Below are 19096 nucleotides of genomic sequence, written 5' to 3' on the forward strand. Positions count from 1 at the left end.
CTTATCGGGATCGTCCCCAGTTGCGTGCCGCGATGTCTGATTGTGGAGCGAGATGCTTATGTCGTCAGATGAAGCCTCTCAGTCGGAGGCATCGCCCAACCCGTATGCGACGCAGGTCGTTGCTTCGTCTATGAGCGAAACCGCTGCATTTGTCGCCTTGCTCAACGCGCAGGGGCAACCTGCGCATTCGGTAGAGGTGACAGCGACGGGTGTGACAATCGGGCGCCTCAAGAGCAGCGACCTGGCGCTCGAGGATCCGACCATCTCGCGCAACCATGCCCGTGTCGAGTGGGACGGACGGCGCGCCACGGTCGTTGATCTCGGCTCGAAATTGGGAACGTTCCTGGGCGCCACACGCCTGACGCCGCAAGCTCCGTATGAGTGGCTTCCCGATCAACCGCTGCGCATTGGACGCTATACGCTGCGTCTTTATCCCGGCGCTCCGCCAGCGGCGCCTGCCGCTGCACCTTCCGGCGTCGTACCTGCCGTCCCCGACGCGCCAACCAGGCGCCTCGAAGAGGCGGCAGAACCGCCGGCGCCAGTGGTTCCGGCTATAGCGCCGGCTGGCCGTGGAGCGCCTGATGTTCCTGATCGGGGCGTCGCTGAGCCGATTGCGCTCGCCATTTCGCCGGATCAGCGCGCGTTGGCGCTGACGCCTGGCGAGCATGCCACGATCAATGTCGTCGTTACCAATCACGCGACAATCCCATTGACGGTTTCGTTGCTTATCGATGGTCTGCCGCTGGACTGGGTCGAGGTTTCGCCTACGGTGATCGTTGCACCTGGCGCACGCGCTCCAGCCGCGCTGATCGTTCATGTGCCAGCCTCCAGTGAAAGCCGCGCCGGATCGTATGCAGTTTCTCTTCAGGCATTTGCCGCCGAACTGCCGACGCTGATGTTCGAGGCGCCGCTGGAGTGGCGTGTCACCCCCTTCCTGGCGGGAGAACTGTCGATCGCGCCAAAACGCGCCAGAGGCCGCGACCAGGCGGTGTATACCGTCACTGCTCGCAATAACGGCAATGTTCATGCATCGTATGCGCTCAACGCAACGGATGAGCGCCAGGAGTTGGGCTACTCGTTCACACAGGAGCGCCTGACCGCCGAACCAGGCGAAACGGCTGAAACCTCGCTGACGGTCGTCGTTGAACGGCGTGTGTTTGGCGCGGAACGGCAGCACCCATTCGCGGTTCAGGCGATCGAGACCGATGTGCAGCAGGCGATCCGTGAGACCCTGAGTGTGCAGGCGCAGTTCGTGCAGACGCCAGCGTTTCCGCTCTGGTGGATCCCGATTGTGTTGACGCTGCTGTTGCTGGCGCTGCTGTGCGGTTTTGCTGCGCTGCCGGTGTCGCTTGCCGGCGCGCTGCCGGGGTATGGCATCTTTGCTGCGCCAACCGAGCCGCCGCCGGATATGCGCGCGACGGCGGCAGTGGAAGCGACCGCGACTGCACAACAGTTGCAACTCATCGAACAGCAGGGGCAGGCGACCCTCGCGGCGCTGGCGCAGACGGCGACTGCTGCGCCTGCCGATCAGCAGGTGGCGCTCCAGGCGACGCTGGTCGCACAGTTCGCCACCGCAACCGCGATTGCGCTCCAGTTTACTGCACTGCCAACGCTTCCGCCACCGGTGGACGCGCCATTTGCAACGGTTCCGCCAGGCGCATTGCCCGCGCCAACGGTCACCCGCCCCGTTGGCGCGCCGTCGCCGGCGGCGACGCCAACCTCTACGCGCACACCGACGCTCACGCCAACCCCGGCGCCAACCCAGACGCCAGCGCCAGGGTTGCCCGAACTGACCATCGATGATGCCTCGGTGCAGCGCCAGGCAAGCGGCGAAACGACGATGACTTTTACTGTACGCCTGTCGATCGGCAGCGCCGCAACCGTGAGCGTTGAATACACGACCGAAGATGACACTGCCCGGGCAAGCATCGACTATCGCAGCGTCAGCGGTACGCTGGCGTTCAATCCTGGTGAAACCGAACGGGTGATCGTCGTCCAGGTGTTGCCGAGTTCCACAACCGCGACCGATCGGCGCTTCCGGGTGGTTCTGACCAGCGCTGCTGGGGCGAATTTCGCCGATAACATTGCGGTCGGCACGATCCGGCCTGCGGCCGGCATTGCGACTGCTACACCTACAGCCACGGTCACTCCTACGCCGACGCCGTCCACGACTAACACGCCACTGCCCGGCGCCACCGCCACGCCGACCAATACCCCGGCGCCAGCGCCGACAGCCACGCCAACTGAGACGTTGACGCCGACACCCACTGAGACATTGACGCCAACGCCTACGGAAACGCCAACACCGACGCCGACCGAGACGCCTGAACCGGTCGCTCTGATCCTGACTGCGCCAGCGTCGGTCAATGTCACCGGAGGCGCCAGCGCGCCTTGGGCGAATATCGCCGATGTGGCCATCAGCGGTGTGCCTGCCGCTGATACTGTCACCGTTCAGTTGAGCATCGCCGGAGTAACCCCGCTAAATAACGCGGGAGAGATGCGTATTACTGGAAGCGGCGGTTTCAATGCGACATCGTTACCGCAAATGTTTACAACGACTCTGACAGAGGCCAATGATCGCCTGGCGCGACTCCAGTACCGTCGCGGCGTGCCAGGCGAGGCGCGGATGACCATCACCGTCACCCATCTGAACAGCGGCCAGGTTCGCACTGCACAGATCAATCTGCAAATCAATCCGCCATAACATTTCTTCCCGTCAACGTTTCAGGAGGTGTGCGTCGTGCTCGAAACCAATCCATCCAACACCCCCGGCGATCAGCCTGCGCCTCCGTCTGGCGACGAGTCGCCGCAGGTTGTCGTGATCGATACGCAGAGCGGCTCAGTTCGCGTGATCGCGCTGACGTCCGCTGGAATGACCGTGGGTCGCTTGGCGAACAATGCGTTGCACCTCGATACGCCGATCATTTCGCGCACCCATGCCCGCATCGATTGGGATGGCAGCCGCGCGACCATCACCGATCTGGGATCGAAGAGCGGCACGCGATTGGGGCACGTGCGCCTGACGCCTCAGAGCCCGCAGGTGTGGGAGCCGGGGCAGGAGGTGCATATCGGTCCGTACACGTTGCGCCTGCAGATGGGCGCAGCGTCGCCTGCCAGACCCTCGCCGGATGCGCCTGCCGATCTCCACGCTGCGCCGACGCAGCGGGTCGCGGGTAGCGCTCCGGCAGGATTGGCGCTTGCCCTGTCGCCATTGCAGACGGCGCTGACCCTGACACCTGGCGAACTGGCCGATGTCGAGGTGCGGGTCACGAACCGGACTGCTGCTCCGCTGACTGTTGCGCTTTCGCTCGAGGGTCTGCCCGAGTCGTGGGTAGAACCTGCGCCGACGCTGCGCGTGCCGCCGTTTTCGATGAAGACGACCAGTGTGCGGGTGGAGGCGCCTGCCGCCTCAGAAAGTATGGTCCGTCCATACGATGTGCGTCTGCGCGCTGTGCCGCAGGAAGATCCGTCCGCCGCCGCCGAACTGGCGCTGGAATGGCGTGTGGCGCCATTCCTGGCGGGTGAGATGAGCGTATCGCCACACCGGGTGCGTGGGCGTGACCAGGCAGTGGCGACTGTTCACCTGCGCAATAACGGCAATACTCAGGCGGCGTACCATCTGCGCGCAGGCGACGAGCGCCAGATGGTCAGCGCGGCGTTTGCGGAGGATTACGTCGCACTCGCGCCGGGAGACACAGCGGATATACCGCTGACGATCGCCGCTCCCCGCCGTACCTTCGGCGGCGATCGCGTGCATACGTTGACCGTCGAGATCGAGGAGCGGGATGATATTCACGGTTCGCCTTCCCGCACCCTACGTGATGAGGTGCGTTTCGTACAGACTGCGCTGCTGCCGGTGTGGTCGCCGCTGGCGCTGCTGGCGCTGATCTTCCTGCTCTATGGGCTGAATGTTCCATCGGCAGTGTGGTCAGCCGTTCCCGGCAGCGGTTTTCTTGCCGGTACACAGGGTAGTGGTCTTGCTGCCGAGTCGGCCCGCGTCGCAGCCCGTGCGACGCAGCAGGCGGCTCAGGGACAGACGGCTCTCGCCGTAGCCGGAGCGTCGCTGGCGGCCACCCAATCCGCTGTGGCCGCATTACCGACCGAACAGCAGGCGAGTGCGCAGACGGCGCTTGCCGTGGCGTTTCAGGCGACGGTCACTTCGCTGGCAGCAGTGCAGACCGCAGACGCGCAGACGCTGGCGGCAACCGGCGCGGCGCTCGAGGCGCAACTGGCGCAAACCGCTGCAGTCCAGAATCAACCAACAGCAGCAGTGCAGGCGCCAACCAGCAGTACGCCGTCTCCCACCACGCGCCCGGCGGTCACGCCATCGCCAGCCGCTGCCACACCGCGCCCGACGACGACCACCGCGCCTTCGCCGACGGCGCTGCCGCAGCCAACGACCGTTGCCGCAGCCAGCGGCGAGGTCGATCCTGCATCGATTGCCTTTGGCAGCATCAAAAAAGGAACAGCCGGCGCACCGCGCACACTGCTGCTAAAAAATACTGGCAATGCACCGCTGACGATCAACGAGATCGTGATCGGCGGCGTCAATGCAGCCGATTTTGCGCGCGTCAGCGGCGCCGCCGATAATTGCGGCGCGTCGCTGGCAGCAGGCGCCTCGTGCACCATTACGCTGACGTTTACACCAGCGGCAGCCGGGCAGCGCACCGGGCAACTCCGGATCGAAACTTCATCCGCTGGCGGGGTCTTGCTGGTCAGCCTGAGCGGGGCAGGGACCGAAATCCCCGAAGTGGCTTCGATTGTGCGGGCCGGCAATAGCCCGACCAATGCCGCGAGCGTTCAGTTTCAGGTCAATTTTAGCGAAGCGGTCAAAGGCGTCTCGGCATCGAACTTCAGCCTGACCACGCTTGGCGGCGCGGTCGGCGCCAGCATCGCAGCGGTATCGCCGGCGAGCGGCACGTCCACCAACCAGTGGACGGTGACGGTGAATGCCGGCGGCGGTAACAAGACCATCCGGCTCGATTTTGTCAACAGCAATGGTGTGACCAACGCCGATGGCAATGCGGTGGAGAAGCTGCCGTTCAACGCTGGCGACCAGATTGTGATCGATACGACGGCGCCAACCGTTGCGATCGGCAATACGCCGCCGCAGTTGACGAACAACCCGGCGGCGCCGTTTACATTTAGCGGCAGCGACGATGTAAGCCCCAGTGTGACCTTCGAATGCCGCATTGGTAATGCCAGTTTTGCGCCCTGCACCAGTCCGTTTACACCATCCGGTCTTGCTGACGGCAGCCGCACCTTCAATGTGCGTTCGCGCGATCAGGCAGGCAACGTCAGCGCCTCGGCAGCCTATACGTGGATGCTCGATACCGCACCGCCCGACACGTCCATCTCTGGCGGTCCTGCGAATAGCAGTACGACCGGTCCAACGGTGGCATTTACCTTCACCTCCGAACCTGGCGCAACGTTTCAGTGCCGGGTTGATAGCGGGTCGTTCAGCGGATGCACCAGCCCGTTCACGATCACCAATCTAACCGACGCTTCGCACACCTTCAGCGTGCGCGCCATCGATGCAGCCGGCAACGTCGATGCCAGCCCGGCAAGTCGCACCTGGACGGTTGATGCAACTCCACCGGACACGTTGATCACCGGAGGACCGGCGGCTGGCAGCACGACCGGTCCGAATGTGATCTTTACCTTCGCTTCGGAAGCAGGCGCAACATTCGAGTGCCGGGTTGATAGCGGGTCGTTCAGCGGATGCACCAGCCCGTTCACGATCACCAATCTGACCGACGCTTCGCACACCTTCAGCGTGCGCGCTATCGACGCGGTCGGCAATATCTCAACCCCAGCGACCAGAAGCTGGACGGTCGATGCCATACCGCCAGCCGTGACGAGTGTGACCTCTTCGACGCCGGATGGGACGTATGGGGTTGGCGCCAGCATTAATGTCACGGTCAACTTTGGCGAGTCGGTCGTGCTGACCGGCGGTTCGCTCCAGGTCACGCTCAACACCGGCGTGACGATCAATATTGCGCCCTTCAGCGGCGTCAGCGCCAGCGGAACCTATGTGGTCGGCGCGGGGCAGAATACCGGTGATCTCAACTCCACGGCGCTCACGTTGACCGCAGGCGCCACACTGCGCGATGCTGCGGGGAATAACGCTGTGTTGACCATTCCGGCAGGCCAGTCGCTAGCGGATTTGCGCAATATTGTGATCGATACAACTCCGCCTTCCTCTCCGACAGTCACCAACCCGATCAGTGCAACAACGGTTCCATCCACGACAACCGCCTTCAACATCTCGGGAACCGCAGAAGCCAACAGTCTTGTCGAGGTCTGGAACGACACGAACGACAATGGTGTCATCGATGAGGGCGAATCCGTGGTTGGATCGCAGCAGTTGACCGGCGGCGGAACCGGTTTCTCCATCAGCGTGAACCTTGTAACCGGCGCCAACAATTTCGTCGTTACTGCCACCGATGCCGCCGATAATCGTTCGACGCCAGCCGATGTGCCGACGATCACCAGAGATACATGATGCGGAGGTGGGCTGTGCCAGACCATATGCCAGTGCGCCGTCGATCAATTGCGCCTTCTGATTGGCGCCACGAGAATCGCCTCCAGGAGACGACTGCGTCAGAATCGGTGTCGTGGGGCGGTCATCGGTTCGAGCAGATCGCCCTGTGCTCCAGTCAGGAACACGCTGTGGCGGATGTATCTGGCGTGTCTGGCAACCGGCGACATATTCTCCCATTCGTGTTTCCTCATACGGCGCCTGCACCGGATGCTATGCAGGCGCCTGAGCGCGACGGCGACGAACGCCAACCCGAAATGCATTCTGTGGAGCGTGTGATCCAGCGTCGTGACAGCAGCGCAATGACGGTGCAGCGCCAGTTCGACACTGACGAGCCAGTGTGTCGCCCCGATGATGCTGCCAATCCAGCGCGCGTCGAGCGTCTGGATGAACTTGGGCGCCAGATCGATGTGACAGCCCAGGAAAATCGGGACCTGCGCACCCGGCTTGATAATCTGCCACAATCTGGTCCAGACAGGGAACGTTTACAACACGATCTCGACCAGGGCCGTCTTCGCCTGCTCGACATGCTGGAAGAGCGTCTGCGTCTGCTGGAGGAAGAGATCGAGTCGCTTCAGACTCGCACCGGTCCCAATCCTGCATGTTCTGCTGAGCATCCTGAGATGACCGATCTGGGCAATCAACTGAATGAGCGCACCCGACAAATGCAGCGGACACAGCAGCAGATCGCTCCGCTTCGCCGCTGGCATATGCGGTATCAGATCGGACAGATCAACGAGCAGATCGCTGCCATCGACGCGGAACTTGCGACGCTGCCGCATGTCTGCGATCCCGACGATCCAGTCAGCATGCTGCTGTACGAGCGTCGCACCGAACTCGAGCAGCAACGGAACCATCTGGCTGCAGCATTGACTGGCTCGGCCCACGAGTACGAGCAGTTCGATCGCCGCTGGGGCGCTCAGCGCTACGGCAATTCGCCCGAGTGTACAAATATCGCAGCGGCGGGTTGTGGTCCCACCTCGTTGGCGATCGTGCTGAACTATTTGTATCAAGAAGACCCGGAAAGCCTTGCCTCAGGCGGGCAGATCGAAATTGTGACCCCGCCGCAAACGGCGCAATATGCCGCCACCCACGGTCGCATCTGCAACAATGGCACTGCAGGCGACACGATGGTCACCAACGTGCACACCGGATTTCCCGGATTCCGGGGTCGTCGCATCTCATTGGACCGGGCGGTCGATCAGCTTCGATCTGGCAACCTGGTGATTTTCCTATGTCGTGGTTGCACCGGGCAAAACCGGCGCGGCGGAGACAAAAGCTACGGTGGTCACTATATGGTGCTCAACGGTGTCAACGCGGATGGTTCGGTTTTCAACGTGCTCGATCCGGGTGCGAACGAAGCAAGCGATATTCTGACCATCACACGGAGGGATCTTGCCGGGCATAATGCCGGTTTCTGGATTATCGAGCGTATCTGAATGGAATAATTCGGCTATAATGAAGTGTCTCCTGTTTCTGTGACGAAAGCCGCTTCTATGCCCGATCCCGCTGCACATGAGCAGACCATCGGCGCTTATCGCCTGGATGAGCAATTGAGCGTCGACAACGCCGGCGCCGTCTACCGTGCGTATCACACGCCCACCGGCCAGCCGGTGGCAATCCGGGTGTTGCCGCCTGACAGGGTTGCTGCGCCTGGCTTCCGTGAGCGCTTTGAACGCGAAATGCGCGCCGTCGCGTCGCTGTACCATCCCCATATCATCGAGCTGTACGAGTTCAACATCATCGAAGGACGCGCCTTTATCGTCAGTGAATTTCCGTCCGGCGGGTCACTGCAGGAGATGGTGCAAAAACGTTCACTGCCGCTGCGCTTGTGCGTTGAATGTGCGCGTCAGATGGCGGTGGCGCTCAGTGCGGCGCATGTGCGCGGCGTTGCCCATGGTGCGCTGAAGCCGGAATGTGTTGCGCTCTTCCCGGAAGCGGGCGGCGGCTATCTGCTGAAGATTGGCGATTTTGGCATCGCACGCCTGATCGCTCCGATGTCCGCCAACCCCTCCGCCTATCGCGCGCCGGAGCAGCGCGCCGGCAGTGACCCTGACCCGCGCGCCGATTGCTATGCGCTTGGGGCGCTGCTGTACGAGATGATCGTCGGCTCGCCTCCGCCGCTCACCGCCATTCCGCCGTTGCGTCTGGTGCGCTCTGATGCGCCTGCAGAGATTGAAGCGCTGGTTGCGCGCTGCCTGGCGCCGGCGCCGGCGGATCGTTTTGACCGGATGAGCGATCTCGCAGAGGCGCTCGAAGCGCAGGTGGCGGCAATGGGTGAGCGTATTTCAGCCGTCGCCGCCAATGATGTGACGATCATCGAGCAGCGTCCCGCCGCCGATGATGTGACCGTCGCCGCCCATGCCATCCCGCCAGCGCCCGCTGATGTGACGATCATTGAGGCGCCGCCGGCGCCGCCCGCCGCCGCGACCATGGTGGTCTCTGGCGAAGAGACGGTGATCGAACCGGCGCCGGCGGCGACTTCAGCCGATGCAACCGCCATCAAGGCGGAAGAGAGCGAAGCAGCAGCAACAGCGCCGCTGGCATCCGCCGAAGAGACGCTGGTTGAGCCTGCGCCTGTCAACGCCGTCGCTGACGCGACTGCGGCGCTGATCGCTGATGAAGCGCCGCCTCAGACGCCTCCGGTTGATGCTTCTGCTGCATCAGCGCCGCTAGAAGCGTCTGATGAGATGCAAACCGTGCTGCCGGAACTGGCGCCGCACCCTCCCGTCACTGCCGGTAGTGCAGCAGAGGCGTCTGTGGTTCCGCCTGATGAGGCGGTGACGATTCTTCCAGAACCGGCGCCGGCGGTTAGCACGCCGCTACCGCAGGTCTCGGCCACACAGTCGCTCATGATCGCGACGCCGCCGCCCGGTTTTCCGGCGCTGCCGCCGCCGTCGAGCATGCCGCAGGTGCAGGTGCTCGACAACAATGGCGCTCCGTTGCATCTCGTCAATCTGACCGGCGATGGGCTGGCAATTGGACGAGCGGAGAGCAATGATCTGGCGTTGCCCGATGAGAGCGTTTCCGAGGAGCACGCATTTATCGACTGGGATGGGCGGCAGGTGACGATTACCGACCTCGGATCGAAAAATGGCACGTTCGTTGCCGGTGTGCGTCTGCCGCCCCAGGATCGGTATCCGTGGCAGGGCGGCGCTCCGGTGCGTATCGGGGCCTACTGGCTGCGACTGATCCCACCGCTGATGCAGGCGGCAAGTGTGGTGGCGCCAGCTGTCTATGGTGCTCCCGGTCCGACGGCGGTCGCCGTGCCTCCGCAGCCTGTCGCGCCACCTGTTTCACCGGCGCCCCGCCCACCGGCGCCGGTGACGCCAAGTTTCGGCGCCCCCGTGATGACTCCGCCGACTGCTGCGCCGACGCAAATGCCGACGCCTGGCGTCGCGCGCAGTGCGTCGGCGCCACAGACGCCGCCATCGCCGTCTGGCGGCGCTCTGCCGGATGTGATTGGCGTGACCCAACCGCCGCTCAGTTCGAACCGCTATGGGGTCGAACTTGAACAGGATGTGATGACCCTTACTCCTGGCATGCCATCTGTTTTACGCATGACGCTGCACAACTATGGTGATAGCGTCGACCATTTGCGCGTCGAAGTGCAGGGTGTGCCGGAGACCTGGATTCAGGGTCCGCTTCCAGAACCGCAACTGTTGCCGAACGGTCGTGCGCCGGTTGCGCTCAACATCAATGTGCCGCGCACGCCGGAGAGTCGCGCCGGTCCATATCCGGTCACGGTGTATGCCCGCTCGCGCAGCCGTCCAAATGAAGCGGGAACGGCGCAGGCAACGTGGAATGTTCAGGCGTTTACCGAGCATCGGCTGGAATTGAAACCGCGTCGTGTCGCTGGCTGGCGCAAAGCGGCGTATAACCTGACTTTGACCAACGCTGGCAATGTGCCGGTGCGTTACATGGTTGCCGGCGAGGACGATGAACAGGCGCTGAGGTTCAATCTGGAGGAGGATGCGGTTGCGCTGGAACCAGGCGCATCGCTTAAGCATCGGTTGGTGGTGCGTGGTCCGATCCGCTGGTTTGGATCGCCCCAACCGCGCAGTTTTTCGGTCCATGCACGCACGGAGAAGCGTTCCGAAACCCAGACGTCGTCGGCGCAGTTTGTGCAGCGCGCACTGATACCGCCGTGGCTTATCCCGATAGCGCTGCTGGCGTTGCTGGCGATTGTCTATTTCGTGACGCGCCCGCCGATTATTCGCAATCCGCGCTTTGAGCGTTCGCCGCAGATCGCCGGTCAGCCGGCGCGCCTGATCTATGAAATCGACAATGCACAGCGCGTCGAATTGTTGCCGCTTGGCGTGCCGGCGCCGGCTGCATCCGGTCGCCGCACCTTCGAGTTTCTCGACGCGACGGCTATTCCTCCCGATTTGAGCATTCTGGCGGTCAGTCGCTTTGGCATTCGCGCAGAGGCGTCGGTTGCCGTCGCTGTGGTGACGCCAACCCCTACGCCGCAACCGACTGCCACACTGCCTCCGCCAACTGCGGCGCCAACCGCCGAGCCGCTTCCACTGCCAACCGTCGCGCCGGCGCCGCCTCCTGCACCGCCGCCGCAGCCGCCTCCGGCGCCGCCTGCGACGACGCCCACGCCAGAAGTTTCGCTGGCGGAACTGGTGCGGTTCGAGTGTCGTTCGGGCGACCGGATTGTAATCACCGGCATTGGACCGCCGCGTGAGTCATTTCTGCTCTACTTTGGAAAGCGTGCGGTCAGTGGAGGAAGCGTGGCGCCCAATGGCATCTACCGGATCGACATGCTGGTTGGACCGGAGCGGCCGGGTGAGTACCAGGTCAGCGTCCGCTTGCGGTTAAGCGACCGCCCGCTTCCGATCCGCACCTATCAGTATGGCACGGAGCGGTTGATCAATCTCAGCAGTGTGGCCCCAACTACTGTTCCAACTGAATTGATGTGCGTCGTGCCGCGCGCCGAACCGACGCCGACAGTGGCGCCGTAAGCGAGAGCATCACTGCTCCGGGTAGGTTTCGAGAACCTCTTTGACCGCCATCAGAAACGCGTCGGCGGTCGCTCCATCACAGGCGCGGTGGTCGAACGTCAGCGACAGGTAGCACATCGGACGAATGACAATCGCATCACTCCCCTCATGGGTCACAACGACCGGCCGTTTGACCACTGCGCCGACTCCCAGAATGCCGCTCTGCCCGCGGTTAAGGATCGGTGTGGCAAACAGACTGCCGCCAACGCCGTGGTTGGAGATGGTGAACGTGCCACCTTCGGTGTCGTCCGGTTGCAGCCGGCGTGTGCGGGCGCGTTCAGTCAGGTCGTTGAGGGCGCGCGCAATACCGGCCAGGCTTTTCTCGTCGGCATCGCGCAGCACAGGAACGATCAATCCGTCTTCGAGCGCGACTGCCACGCCGATATTGATATGCCGGTAGGTGATGATCCCCTCATCGGTGAAGCGTGTGTTCAATGCCGGAACACGGCGCAGCGCAGTCGCAACCGCCTGCGCCACATACGCCGTCAGGGTCAACCGGATGCCCTGTTGTTCAAAGGAAGCGCGATACCGGTCGCGGTGCGCCAGCACGCGCCCCATATCGACCTCGAAAACCGTCGTTGCCTGCGGGGCGTCGCGCAGGGAGCGCACCATATGATCGGCGATCACACGGCGCATGGTTGTCAACGGTGTGAGGGTCGCATCATCGGGCAGCGGTTGCGCAGCAGGCGCGCGCGGCGTGGCTGGCGGAGCAGGCGGCGTTTCAGAGACAGGTGCGGCGGGGGGCGCTTCGTGCGCCGGAGGAGGCGCTGTGGGAAAAGGCGCGGCAGGGGGCGCTTCGCGTGTCGCGGGTGAAGGCGCGGATGGCGCTTCAGTCATTGGAGCGGCAGCCGCCTGTTGCATCTCGATATAGCGCAGCACGTCCTTCTTGCTCACACGCCCGCCGGCGCCGGTGCCGCGGATCTGGCTCAGATCGATGCCATACTCGGCAGCAAGACGCGCCACAACCGGCGTGATTGGCGGGCCATTGCCGCGGCGGGTGCGAGCCGGTTCTGGCGTGGCTATTACTTCCCGAAGCGGCGCCGGCGCCGCACTTCCAGTCGCTTCCACCGGTTCGCCGATGCGCGCCAGCAACGTGCCGACCGGCACAGTGGCGCCTTCCGGGGTGATAATTTCGAGCAAAACGCCGCTGGTGATCGAGGTGACTTCAGTTGAGACCTTATCCGTTTCGACTTCCACCAGCGCCTCGAAGCGTTCGACGCGGTCGCCGACGCGCTTGAGCCAGCGCCCGATCGTGGCTTCGGTCATACTTTCGCCGATCTGCGGCAGAACGATATCAATCGCCATGGGTGTCTTCCTGGAGGGTGATAGACGCGGATGCAGGCGCGCAGGCTGAACGTGCGCGCTGTCTGAGGGCAATTATATATGATCATTGCGCCATCGCATGCCATCCGTCTGGCATACGTCAATCCACGCGCCAGTAGATGCCGCCATCGCGCTGCGTAAGCCCGGCTGCGATCAGTTCGCGCCGCTCCCCATCGGCAAGAATGCCCAGGATACGGAGGCGGGTTGCGCGCGCCATCACCTTGAGATAGCGCACTGTCGTTGATAGCGCTTCCGAGTTCAACCGTCTCTCCTCGCTCCGGTGTCAGCGCACCTGCGCCAGGGACAATGCTCTCCGGTGAGATGAACCGCCTGCACGCCAGGGTGGAGGAACGGGCGTAATGAAGACAACGATACGTTCAACGCCCATCACCTGGCGTCGAAGAGGTCAGTCACTGCAATCGTCAACCCTGGCAAGAGCGCAGATTTGATCTGTTCACCCCGATGGTAGACGCCGTCCTCTGCATAGGAGTTGCCGTGCAACGTAAGCACGGAGATGCGTTCGTCCTGGGGTTCGATAATCCAGTATTCCGGGATGCCAGCTTCGGCATAGTCGGTGCGTTTGACGACAGTATCACGTTCGGGATCATCAGGGCTCACGATTTCAATCACAAGGTCGGCGCCCCGCCAGTACCGGTTCTGACGTCGCGGGTCATCGGCGCGGCGCACCAGCAGCAGATCCGGTTCGCGAAACTTGCCCTCACGGATCTGGAGGCGGAGGGGAGCGTACAAGACCGTGCCGCCCAGCGGCTGAATGTACGCATAAAGAGCGAACAGCAGAAATCGCGAGATGACCTGATGCCGGTCGGTTGGCATAGGCAAAACCTCGATGATGCCATCGACATACTCAAGTAAGCGGCGGCTATGGTCGGTGAGCGCCAGGTATTGCTCCACCGTCCAGAGTCCCTGGAGCGGTTGGAGGTTGACGATGGTTTCATCGTCTTCTGTGGCTATGCGAAGTTGTGGTGTATACGATACGGAAGTCATAGCCGTCTTTCCCTCGCCACGCGGGTTGTCGCGCGGTCAGTATACCTGGTTGGGATGCGCGTTGCAAGGGTTGCGCTTCCCTGGTTCAGATGTCGATTCGGGCGAGCATCGCGGTTCTACGCCATGTCGTGGCAGTGCACCTCGGATATCATCCGTTCGTCCGCAACGATAACCGGCGTGATATGACGCACATACCAGCTGTAATCGGTGATCGCCGAGGTTGCCGTGAGGCGTTTGCGCCCTGGCCTGTCGATGTGGCATTCAATCCGGTCATACGGCGGAAGCACGTAGGCGATAACGCCAACCTCTGCCTCCCACCCATTCAATCCGGTCATACGGGGGAAGCACACTGATGGAGCAACTGGTCGCATCGTAGTGCATGACCAGCCCTAAGCGCTGCTGGGCGGCAACTTTGCGCTCCATCTCCAGCAGCACCCTGGCAAATGCATCAGAGTCAGCCTCTTGCCAATCGTCATCATCCTCGCCAAACGGAAGATACTGGATCCGTCCATCGGGGGCGAACCCAGGCTGCCACCCGCCTTCGCGGAGCCGTGTGAACGTCTGGATCGGCTGCGCGAGGGGGTGATCCAGGAGTGTCTTGATGCGACAGACTCGCGGCATCATGGTTTCCTTTCCCGTGTCTTGCGCTGCACCCGGCAATGTGTTTTAGGTCATATCATTGCAGATCACTTCGGCAACTTCCCGCTCGTGGTCAACGAGCGCTGGAATGAGATGCCGGAGATACCAGCTGTAATCGGTGACCGGCGAGTCCTCCGACATGCGTTTTCTCCCTGGATTGTTGATGTACATCCCGATCCGATCGTATGGGGAAGCGCATACACCAGAGCGCCCGTCTCGTCAAAACGCATCTCCACGCCCAGCCGCTGCTGCGCCGCAACCTTGCGGTCCATCTCCACCGCAGCAAAGGCGTTAGCGGGCGCTGCTGCCAGGTCGTCATCGTCAGTACCAAACGGGATGTACAGGAAAAGGTCGCCAGGACGATAACTGAGGCGCCATCCGCTTGCGAGCAGGCGCAGAAACACCCGGGTCGGCTGCGCCAGTCGGTGATAGAGCCGGACCTCGATGCTGCACATTCGACTCAACACATCCCTCCTGTCTAGGGTATTTCGCGGAAGAATGCGCCGCGATTGATGATCTATCACTCACGAGCATGTAGCACGTTCCACAGCGTGCGCATGCCCGCTTGCAGGGTGTGGAGAAACTGCGGATCCTGAATATCGCCGCCTTCTCGATATCTGCTTCTGAGCCATTCAAGCGCCCTGAGATAGAGCGCCTGTGGAATATTGTGCATCTGACTCCTGAAATGATCAACATCCTTGAGACATTCTCTTAATATCTTTCGGTATTTAGTGACATCTTCTTGGTGTTTTGCTGCAACGAGCATACAAATCGCTAGAAAAATGAAAACGACCATTCCCGGAATAACAACGAAACTATCATTATTCTGTGGGATAATGACCTCCTTATTGATATTTACGCGATGATCGCTCGCCGGAAACGCCATCATCTCTATCAGATAAAACACGTACCATAGACTGTCTTCATCGGATCGATTCAGCAGATCGACGACGATGAGACTAACTGACTGGTAGAGCAGGCGCATCTCCTCGGTTGTCAGATCTTCGATGGAAATATGCTCCCCTGCTTGCGAAACATCAATCCGTGCCGCCAACGCCGGATCAACCGTTGACACTTTGCCTGCAATTAATGTCATTACAGGTATATAGTATGCCGAAGCAGGCATCCATACCGCATCTTCGCGAATGATAAGCGTTCCTGACATAGGATCCTCCTACAAGCACACAATGCAACCAGGTAAGACAGGGTTTGGAAAGCATGCTTATACCCTTCGCTATCTCTACTGGCATGGGACTATTTACGGAACGGTTGATGCGCCGCGCTACGGCGATCCGCCATCAATGCCGGTGCGCGTCGACTGCTATGGAACCGGCACGCCTAACCACTTGATCTCTCCCGCCCGTTGCCTCCATTGGGGTGATGAACGCAGGATCGAGTCACGCAACACTAGTGCTCGACTGAAATCCGCCTAGGCTATGTCGGTGAGATCGATCACAACATAGTCCACATCCTTCAGGAAATGACGCTGAACAGCACGAATGAACTGCGCGTCCTTTTGTCGTACAACGGCGGTTACGCCTTCTCAAACGCGACCGTGTTGATCAACCCAGTCCCCTGCGGCGCGCGGATCAAGGCGTTGCAACCGCACACCAAACTCATCCTTAATGCGCACACGGGTTGGCGCTTCGTGCGGTTTATCGGTATCAAGGTCAGGATCAGGTCGCTCCGGCAGCTGTTGATCTCCTGCAGCGTGGCGGGGACGCCGCCGCGCTGCGCCCACGCCTGCCGCGCCCCCGCGTCGTGCGGCGCCAGCGCCTATACGCGGGAGATCCGTCACTGTGGTCGCTGCTATAAGCAGACGGCGCTGCGCGCCGGTCTGCGTCCGTTAGGGGAGATCGATGCATTCCAGACGAGAAATCGTTACTTGTGATGCAACCAATGATGGTATTATTTTTGAGAGATACCAGCTGAAGTCGGTCACTCCGCCGCTCCCGGGCAGCATAACACGTGTTGATCCATTGATATTGGCAAACATACGACGATATTCTTGCACAAACACAAACTGCACGCCTACGATGTCATCTGCACTGTTGTGCTGAAGAATAACTCCAATATCTTCTCTTTTTTGAACTTTATGCCTCATCTCTTCGATTGCGTGCGTCCATTCATCGTGGTCGACTATTTCCCATTTATACATCCCATCGTCTCCGAGAGGAAGATACATCCCTCCTGTTTTCCATCCGTGATTTAATAATTCGGCGATCACATCGAGTGGGTTGCTGACAGGATCCTCGAAATCAATCGCAATGCTGGCGTGCCAGGTCATGTGACGCTCCTTGATGAATACTATCACCTATTCAGGGCTATGGAACGAGAACAATGCGCTTCCACTGCAGCGATGCTAAAGAACCCGCGTGTGTTATGGCATTATGGCATTGGCATTTCCAGAAATGTCGCTCCTTGTTTTGTGAGCCATTGCTTGACGGCATCAGGAATGGGATGACGCGAGACGAGTTGAAATTCCCGTCCGGCAGTGTGGGCGATTCGGATTTGTTGTCCCGTAATGGAGAAGAAACGTTGGATGTCCACCTGTGACCAATCCCAGGCTTTGGCTTCATACCAGATACGACTGTTGGCATAGGCGCCATCGAATTCACGGAAGCTTTGCCTGACGATGCGCGCCTCGAAGGGTCCGCATCCACCGAGGCGGCGCTGGAGAAACGCTTCGTACTCCTTCCCGCTGCCTGAGGTCTGATGTTGCGCCTGGCGCACCTCGACGGCATCCCGATTGGCTGCCAATGAGGAAAGGTTATCGGGATCGTTCGGATCCAACCCGCCCGGACTCGCCGGTTGCCCGCCGGTATCAGCGCTGAGCGGCGGCGGCAGTCCCGCCCCCTCCTCCACCGCGTGGCGGATCGCCTCGCCCGTAAAGTAGCCGATGGCAACGACGCCCAGGAAGAAGAGCGCACAACTCGCAGCGACGCCCGCGCCGACCGGACCGCCCGCCAGCAGCGCGACGCACGGATGATGCCCCGCCGGATCGGTGTACCGCAGCGGGTTGTTCCGCGCGTAGGCGTACCGGTTGAGCTCCTGCGGCGTCGCGGGAACGCCGCCGCGCTGCGCCCATGCCTGCCGCGCCCCGGCGTCGTGCGGCGCGAGGGTCAGCGCGCCCGCGCCGGGGCATTGTCAGCGCCTCAGTTTGCCTCGCATCATCTGCTTCTGTCAGAGGTTTTCTGGTGTTGTCATCGTTGCATCTAACGTTGTGCAGAGCCACGCGATAATCTGCCGTTCTTCATCCTTGGCCAGACCAAATCCAGCCAGGACAAACAGACCAAAGAAAAGCAGGAAGAGCAAGGGAACCAGCGATTGCCCAGAGATGCTCATAAAAAGAAGCATTGCGGCAATGCCGGCGATCAGCGCCAGGATAATTGTTCGCCGCCGAAAGCGACCAACCAGGAGCGTTGCTCCGTCGCGTTCCACGAATTGACCTACGAACTCCGGTGAGAAACTATTCGCGTAGTACCCTTTCGTGGTACGAAGACGCACCATTCGATGATGCACATCACCGATCATCTGGCCGCCCTTGAGGAATCCTCCAGCCAATCCATGGCCGCCAGTCGCCTGCTGGATACGGTTGACGCATTCGCTCAACGAGAGTTGGGTCGTTAGCGCAATCATCTTGGTTATCATCATTCTGAAGCAGCAGAGCGCTTCCAATCCGTTGCAGAATTGGGTCCTGCCATATGCCCCATTCGCAACCCATGCACCCTATGGTGGCAGCGGCGTAGGAGTGCGGGCGGGATGGATCGCGATCCGGGGCGAAAGCGGCACGCCAGTATCACCACAGTATCCTGGTCGATCCACACATGGATCACGTTGTCCAGGTCGCGGATACTCACCGCCAGGATCAACCAGAGTGTGTGTGACTTCGATGTGGTATTCCCCCATTGCCACGGGCGGCGACACGCCCAGGCTGAGACCGATGCCCCAGTTCGGGTCGTTAGGATTAGCGACATCAAATCCGAGTCGGCCAAGATAGCCGCCGCTTGTCCCAATCTGGACGCCATCGCCGCCGATGGCGTCGACTCGTTCCAGTTGCGGATAGACCATCATGCCAGCGGATAGGCTTGCCATCCATCCCACCGTCACCCCGTGACTGCTGCCGCTGAATGTGTGGATCTGTCCATAGCCATCAATAGCGATGCCGTAATTCAACGACCCGCCGACTCCTGCTCCAAGTCTGAGCGAAGGAAGCGTGATAGTAATGACCCAATGCCCCGTGGGATCCACATACTTCAACGGGTTATTCAGCGCATAGGCGTAGCGATTGAGCGCCTGCGGATTGGCTGGCGCCGTCGGAGGCCGCCCCGGCGGCGCAGTGTTCTGTCCAGCAGGCGCTGCAACGGCGCCGCTGCGCGCGGTGGCGCCGTCCTGTTCCGACTCATCGCCGCCGCGCGGCGCCCACGCCTGCCGCGCCACGGCGTCGTGCGGCGCCAGCGTCAGCGCGCCCGTGCCGGGGACGATGCGCTCCGGTGCGGTCTAGCGCGTGCGGCGTTTAGTCCGGTGACGCGCTCGTCTTCTGGTCCGATCGGGCGCGATAGTCCGCCAGCGCCAGTCC

General features: G+C 61.6%; 14 protein-coding genes. 4 read left to right on the top strand and 10 right to left on the bottom strand.

Annotation, left to right across the window (positions count from 1 at the left end):
• Positions 1 to 52 precede the first annotated feature (52 nt).
• Genes AC3EA7_RS18665 through AC3EA7_RS18680 form a run of 4 tightly spaced genes read left to right on the top strand, consistent with a single transcriptional unit; the run spans position 53 to position 11511 of the window.
• Positions 53 to 2704 (top strand): FHA domain-containing protein, encoded by a 2652-nt coding sequence (locus AC3EA7_RS18665; protein ID WP_488615582.1) that lies wholly within the window; start codon positions 53 to 55, stop codon positions 2702 to 2704.
• A 36-nt stretch (positions 2705 to 2740) separates the two neighbouring features.
• A complete protein-coding gene (locus tag AC3EA7_RS18670; protein ID WP_488615583.1) occupies positions 2741 to 6505 on the top strand; it encodes a choice-of-anchor D domain-containing protein in 3765 nt (1254 codons plus the stop codon).
• A gap of 14 nt (positions 6506 to 6519) precedes the next feature.
• Entirely contained in the window at positions 6520 to 7980 is a 1461-nt protein-coding gene (locus tag AC3EA7_RS18675; protein WP_488615584.1) for a C39 family peptidase, read from the top strand.
• A 57-nt stretch (positions 7981 to 8037) separates the two neighbouring features.
• Complete coding sequence (locus AC3EA7_RS18680; protein WP_488615585.1) at positions 8038 to 11511, top strand: protein kinase domain-containing protein; 3474 nt, start codon at positions 8038 to 8040, stop codon at positions 11509 to 11511.
• A gap of 9 nt (positions 11512 to 11520) precedes the next feature.
• Here AC3EA7_RS18680 and AC3EA7_RS18685 read toward each other — a convergent pair whose 3' ends face one another.
• The 10 genes from AC3EA7_RS18685 to AC3EA7_RS18730 form a co-directional block, all read right to left on the bottom strand.
• Entirely contained in the window at positions 11521 to 12855 is a 1335-nt protein-coding gene (locus AC3EA7_RS18685) for a dihydrolipoamide acetyltransferase family protein (protein WP_488615586.1), read from the bottom strand.
• Positions 12856 to 12973: 118 nt separating this feature from the next.
• Positions 12974 to 13135, bottom strand: a complete 162-nt coding sequence (locus AC3EA7_RS18690) for a hypothetical protein (RefSeq protein WP_488615587.1) — start codon at positions 13133 to 13135, stop codon at positions 12974 to 12976.
• Between the two features lie 125 nt (positions 13136 to 13260).
• Positions 13261 to 13878, bottom strand: coding sequence for a Uma2 family endonuclease (locus AC3EA7_RS18695; RefSeq protein WP_488615588.1), 618 nt, complete (start codon positions 13876 to 13878; stop codon positions 13261 to 13263).
• A 116-nt stretch (positions 13879 to 13994) separates the two neighbouring features.
• Complete coding sequence (locus AC3EA7_RS18700; RefSeq protein WP_488615589.1) at positions 13995 to 14213, bottom strand: hypothetical protein; 219 nt, start codon at positions 14211 to 14213, stop codon at positions 13995 to 13997.
• 351 nt (positions 14214 to 14564) lie between these two features.
• A complete protein-coding gene (locus AC3EA7_RS18705; RefSeq protein WP_488615590.1) occupies positions 14565 to 14981 on the bottom strand; it encodes a hypothetical protein in 417 nt (138 codons plus the stop codon).
• A gap of 56 nt (positions 14982 to 15037) precedes the next feature.
• Positions 15038 to 15682 carry a hypothetical protein gene (locus AC3EA7_RS18710; RefSeq protein ID WP_488615591.1) on the bottom strand — a complete coding sequence of 215 codons (645 nt, stop codon included), beginning with the start codon at positions 15680 to 15682 and terminating at the stop codon, positions 15038 to 15040.
• Positions 15683 to 16363: 681 nt separating this feature from the next.
• Positions 16364 to 16804, bottom strand: a complete 441-nt coding sequence (locus tag AC3EA7_RS18715) for a hypothetical protein (RefSeq protein ID WP_488615592.1) — start codon at positions 16802 to 16804, stop codon at positions 16364 to 16366.
• Between the two features lie 101 nt (positions 16805 to 16905).
• Positions 16906 to 17382: a hypothetical protein gene (locus AC3EA7_RS18720; RefSeq protein WP_488615593.1), complete on the bottom strand. Its 477-nt coding sequence runs from the start codon at positions 17380 to 17382 to the stop codon at positions 16906 to 16908.
• 318 nt (positions 17383 to 17700) lie between these two features.
• The gene (locus AC3EA7_RS18725; RefSeq protein WP_488615594.1) at positions 17701 to 18156 is read right to left on the bottom strand and encodes a hypothetical protein; all 456 of its coding nucleotides are present in this window, start codon (positions 18154 to 18156) and stop codon (positions 17701 to 17703) included.
• Between the two features lie 90 nt (positions 18157 to 18246).
• The gene (locus tag AC3EA7_RS18730; protein WP_488615595.1) at positions 18247 to 18957 is read right to left on the bottom strand and encodes a hypothetical protein; all 711 of its coding nucleotides are present in this window, start codon (positions 18955 to 18957) and stop codon (positions 18247 to 18249) included.
• Between the last annotated feature and the right edge of the window lie 139 nt (positions 18958 to 19096).

This window comes from Roseiflexus sp. (genome assembly GCF_057785375.1).

What these genes read in the sequence shown, in the direction of transcription:
- AC3EA7_RS18665 (WP_488615582.1), top strand. Translation starts at nt 53, where the DNA reads ATGCTTATGTCGTCAGATGAAGCCTCTCAGTCGGAGGCATCGCCCAAC.
- AC3EA7_RS18680 (WP_488615585.1), top strand. Translation starts at nt 8,038, where the DNA reads ATGCCCGATCCCGCTGCACATGAGCAGACCATCGGCGCTTATCGCCTG.
- AC3EA7_RS18685 (WP_488615586.1), bottom strand. Translation starts at nt 12,855, where the DNA reads ATGGCGATTGATATCGTTCTGCCGCAGATCGGCGAAAGTATGACCGAA.
- AC3EA7_RS18695 (WP_488615588.1), bottom strand. Translation starts at nt 13,878, where the DNA reads ATGACTTCCGTATCGTATACACCACAACTTCGCATAGCCACAGAAGAC.
- AC3EA7_RS18700 (WP_488615589.1), bottom strand. Translation starts at nt 14,213, where the DNA reads ATGACCGGATTGAATGGGTGGGAGGCAGAGGTTGGCGTTATCGCCTAC.
- AC3EA7_RS18710 (WP_488615591.1), bottom strand. Translation starts at nt 15,682, where the DNA reads ATGTCAGGAACGCTTATCATTCGCGAAGATGCGGTATGGATGCCTGCT.
- AC3EA7_RS18715 (WP_488615592.1), bottom strand. Translation starts at nt 16,804, where the DNA reads ATGACCTGGCACGCCAGCATTGCGATTGATTTCGAGGATCCTGTCAGC.
- AC3EA7_RS18725 (WP_488615594.1), bottom strand. Translation starts at nt 18,156, where the DNA reads ATGATTGCGCTAACGACCCAACTCTCGTTGAGCGAATGCGTCAACCGT.